Source organism: Jatrophihabitans sp., from assembly GCF_035474675.1.
GTDB lineage: Bacteria > Actinomycetota > Actinomycetes > Mycobacteriales > Jatrophihabitantaceae > Jatrophihabitans_A.
Map to the genome: position 1 here is coordinate 1 of NZ_DATINC010000078.1, position 3,525 is coordinate 3,525.

General features: G+C 72.8%; 5 protein-coding genes. 2 read left to right on the forward strand and 3 right to left on the reverse strand.

Annotated features, from left to right (window positions below; genetic code table 11):
• Both VLJ82_RS09565 and VLJ82_RS09570 read left to right on the forward strand, forming a co-directional pair.
• Positions 1 to 1,077, forward strand: a 1,077-nt coding sequence (locus tag VLJ82_RS09565; RefSeq protein WP_408663112.1) for a KUP/HAK/KT family potassium transporter, incomplete at its 5' end; no start/stop codon positions are given.
• A gap of 51 nt (positions 1,078 to 1,128) precedes the next feature.
• Positions 1,129 to 1,686 (forward strand): DUF6197 family protein, encoded by a 558-nt coding sequence (locus VLJ82_RS09570; RefSeq protein ID WP_408663113.1) that lies wholly within the window; start codon positions 1,129 to 1,131, stop codon positions 1,684 to 1,686.
• 19 nt (positions 1,687 to 1,705) lie between these two features.
• Here the strand turns inward: VLJ82_RS09570 and VLJ82_RS09575 are convergent, their stop codons facing one another.
• From VLJ82_RS09575 to VLJ82_RS09585, 3 genes are all read right to left on the reverse strand, one after another.
• Positions 1,706 to 2,386 (reverse strand): hypothetical protein, encoded by a 681-nt coding sequence (locus VLJ82_RS09575; protein WP_408663114.1) that lies wholly within the window; start codon positions 2,384 to 2,386, stop codon positions 1,706 to 1,708.
• 63 nt (positions 2,387 to 2,449) lie between these two features.
• Positions 2,450 to 2,701 (reverse strand): hypothetical protein, encoded by a 252-nt coding sequence (locus VLJ82_RS09580; RefSeq protein WP_408663115.1) that lies wholly within the window; start codon positions 2,699 to 2,701, stop codon positions 2,450 to 2,452.
• Positions 2,702 to 2,921: 220 nt separating this feature from the next.
• The coding region (locus VLJ82_RS09585; protein WP_408663116.1) for a hypothetical protein at positions 2,922 to 3,525 on the reverse strand (604 nt) is incomplete at its 5' end.

The following is a 3,525-nucleotide window of genomic DNA, read 5'->3' on the forward strand; positions in this document are numbered from 1 at the left end:
GCGGCGGCCAACCCGTTCTTCCTGCTGCTGCCGGGCTGGAGCCGGCTGCCGATGGTGGTGCTGGCCACCGCGGCGACGGTGATCGCCAGCCAGGCGGTCATCTCCGGGGCGTTCTCGCTGTCCCGGCAGGCGATGCAGCTCGGGCTGCTGCCGCCGCTGACGGTCCGGCAGACCTCCGAGCGGGAGGGCGGCCAGATCTACCTGCCCGCGGTGAACGCCGCGCTGTTCGTCGGGGTGCTGGTGCTGATGCTGGGATTCCAGTCCTCGGCCCGGCTGGCCACCGCCTACGGGGTGTCGGTCACCGGGGCGCTGGTGGTCGACACCCTGCTGTTGCTGCTGGTGGCCCGGGTGCTGTGGCAGTGGCAGCCGTGGAAGCTGGCGGTTGCGGCGGTGGCCTTCGGCGGCGTGGAGTGCACCTTCCTGGCAGCCAACCTGTCCAAGGTCGCGCACGGCGGCTGGCTGCCGCTGGTGATCGCCGGCGGGGTGTTCACCGTGATGACGACCTGGCGCCGCGGCCGGGCCATCCTGACCGCCAACCGCCGGGAGCGGGAGGGGTCGCTGCGCGAGTTCGTCGACGAGCTCCGCGAGCGCGACGTGCCCCGGGTGCCGGGCACCGCGGTGTTCCCGCATCCGGGCAAGGACACCACGCCGCTGGCGCTGCGGGCCAACGTCGAGCACAACCAGGTGCTGCACCGGGATGTGATCATCGTCTCGGTGGTCGTCTCCAACGTCCCGCACGTGCGGTGGGACGACGCGTTCGCCGTCGACAACCTCGGTTACGACGACGACCACATCCAGCACGTGACGGTCACCTTCGGCTTCTCCGACCGGCCGAGCATTCCGCGGGCGCTGCGTACCGCGTTCGAGGCCGACCTGCTGGGGGAGGAGTGCGCCGAGGTGGAACACGCCTCGTACTTCCTGTCCCGGGGCTCGATCCGGCGCACCTCCGCACCGGGGCTGGTGCACTGGCGCAAGGCGCTGTTCATCGCGCTCGCCAAGAACGCCGCCAGCCCCGCCGCCTACTTCGACCTGCCCACCGACCGGACGGTGACGATGGGCAGCGCCGTCGACCTCTGAGGCTTCGCCAACGCCCGGCTTCGGGCGCATGCTTGGACGGAGGAGGTCGCCATGCCAGTCTCCGAACTTCTGCGCCCGGCGCCCGGCCCGCTCGGGACCGGTCGGGGTCTGACCGACCGGATCGCCCGCCGCCGGCTGGCCGACACCGAGCGGCGCACCGCGCTGCGGGCCGAACTGCACTACCTCCAGACGGTGCTCGCGGACGCGGCCACCGTGGTGGAAGCCGGCTGGATCCAGCACGGCTGGTTCGCCTACCGCGACGAGCAGGGCCGCCAGCACCTGCTCGGCCCGCACGACCTGCACCGGCTCGCCGGCCGGCAGCCCACCGGTGCCTGCCTGGTCGGCGCCGTCGTGCAGGCCGGCGGCGGGGTGCCGGCGGCCCGGAGCCAGCCGGTGCACCGCGCGCTCGACCTGACCTGGCAGGCGCTGGTCGGCAGCACCGAACCCGCCGGCTACTGCCCGGCGCCGGCGGTGCGGATCGGCCGGGTGCGCGAGCTGACCGCCTGGAACGACCGGCCGCACCGGACGGCCGGTGACGTCACCGAGCTGCTGGCCGCCGCCGGCCGGCTGGCCGCCGGCCAGCTCGACCGGCTGGCGCCGCTCGGCTGATCTCCGCTGCCGCGACGGGTCAGCCCCGGTGCCTGGCGAGGGCGGACAGCCCGATCCGCAACCGGGACTCCGCCGACTGGTAGGCGACGGTGGCGATGACGTGCAGGACCGCAAGGTCGTCCAGGCCGGTGGCGCGGAGCTCGTCGACATCCGGCTGGGCCATCAGCCAGGGGGTGCGGCTCAGCTTGCCGGCGAACCGCGCCACCGGATCGCCCGACTCCTCGGCCGGGTCGGGCGGCTCTACCGAGCTGTCACAGGCGTTGCGGGCCGCTATCGCCCGAAGCCGGCGCCGGGTGGCCTCCGGTAGCGGGCTGGGGCCGTCCAGCAGGTAGGCGCGCCAGCGGTTCCAGGCCGCCGTCACGCCGGGCAGCAGGGCGAGGAGCTCGAGCGGGCCGTCGACGGGTGGCCACTCCTGTGGCCCGGGCCTCGGGACCGCCTCGGTCCGGCCGCGGTAGACGAAGCGGGGAAGCTCGCCGCCGTAGTCCGCCTCGACCCCGGTGCCGTCCGCCACCCGGGTGAGGTAGTTGAACATGGCCACCAGCCCGATGACGAGCGTGACCGTCTCATCCGGCAGCCCCGCCGCCGCCAGCCGGCCGATGTCGGCCGGGCCGATCGCCCACGGCCGCCCCGTCAGGGTCCGGGCGAAGTCCACCAGGCAGGCGTCCAGGGCGGGGAGGTCACCGAACGTCTGCCCCAGCACGATGGAACGGCTGACGGTGTCGTCGCCGCTGGCTACACGCAGAAACTCCGCGTGAGCGGTTGTTCAATAGAAGCACTCGTTCTCCCGGGACGTCACCGAGTTGATCAGCTCGCGGGAGTGCCAGGGAAGCAGGTCGTTGCTCAGCGAGCCCGAGACGGCGAACGCGCGCCGCAACAACTCGGGATCCAGGGAGTGCGCCCGGATGATTCCCGGCGCCTCCCCGTGGGAGGGCACGTAGGCCGACGGCATCGGTCGGGCAGCCATCGCGAGGTAGGCGTCCCGGAGGTCGCCGTCGGCCTCCTGGCTGCCGATCATCCGTAGGTAGGCCACCCCGTCACCCCTGCCTTGGACCCGCTGGTCGTCAGCGGCGCTGGTCCGGACCCGGGCAACCTAACACGACCGGTACGGGCAGAGGTACCTCCTGATTGCGCGTACGTCCCTGGGCCGGCCCGCTCGATCCGAGACGGCTCGCAGGGTCCGGTACGCGCGGAGGCGCCCTGCCGACTGGCAGGGCGCCTCCGGGGCGGCGGGGTGGTCAGGCAGTGGCCAGTTCCTGCCCGCGGGAGTCGGGCTGCCGAGTCAGGATCTCCTCGGTCACCGGCACCCGGCGGCTGTGCCGCAGGCCGAGCAGGCCGAGCACCAGCAGCACCGCGGCGGAGAGGTAGGCCACGACCGCGGCGATGCCGGCGATCGTTCCCATGGTGTCGAAGGCGTAGGCGTTGAGCAGCAGGCCGCGCAGCGTCTCGCCGCGGAACATCGTCTGCACCTGACCCGCCAGCTTGGCGTCGTCCGGGTTGGCCTGGGCCTGCGCGCTGAGCTGGGCGTAGGTCTTGCCGCCGCCGATCTCGGACAGGTGCACGGCGATGAAGTGGTCGGCGTAGGCCTTGGCCTGGTCGCCGGTGGTGAGCTGCTGGCCGGCGTACTTGTTCAGGTACGGGCCGACGGCCGGGTCCTTCAGCGCGTCAGAACCCGCCGGCGGGAAGAAGATCTTCTCCGCGACCAGCTGGCTGCGGACGTTGTCGTCGATGAAGCTGTGGGCCCAGAACAGCAGGCCGGAGGCAGTCAGTAGTACGGCTGCCATCACGAACCCCGCGGTGGACACGAGGGCGTCGAAGCTCTTGCGTCGCATGGCGTTCTCC

Excerpts from the sequence above, each read along its gene's own strand:
- VLJ82_RS09580 (WP_408663115.1), bottom strand. The coding sequence starts at position 2,701 with ATGATCGGCAGCCAGGAGGCCGACGGCGACCTCCGGGACGCCTACCTC.
- VLJ82_RS09570 (WP_408663113.1), top strand. The coding sequence starts at position 1,129 with ATGCCAGTCTCCGAACTTCTGCGCCCGGCGCCCGGCCCGCTCGGGACC.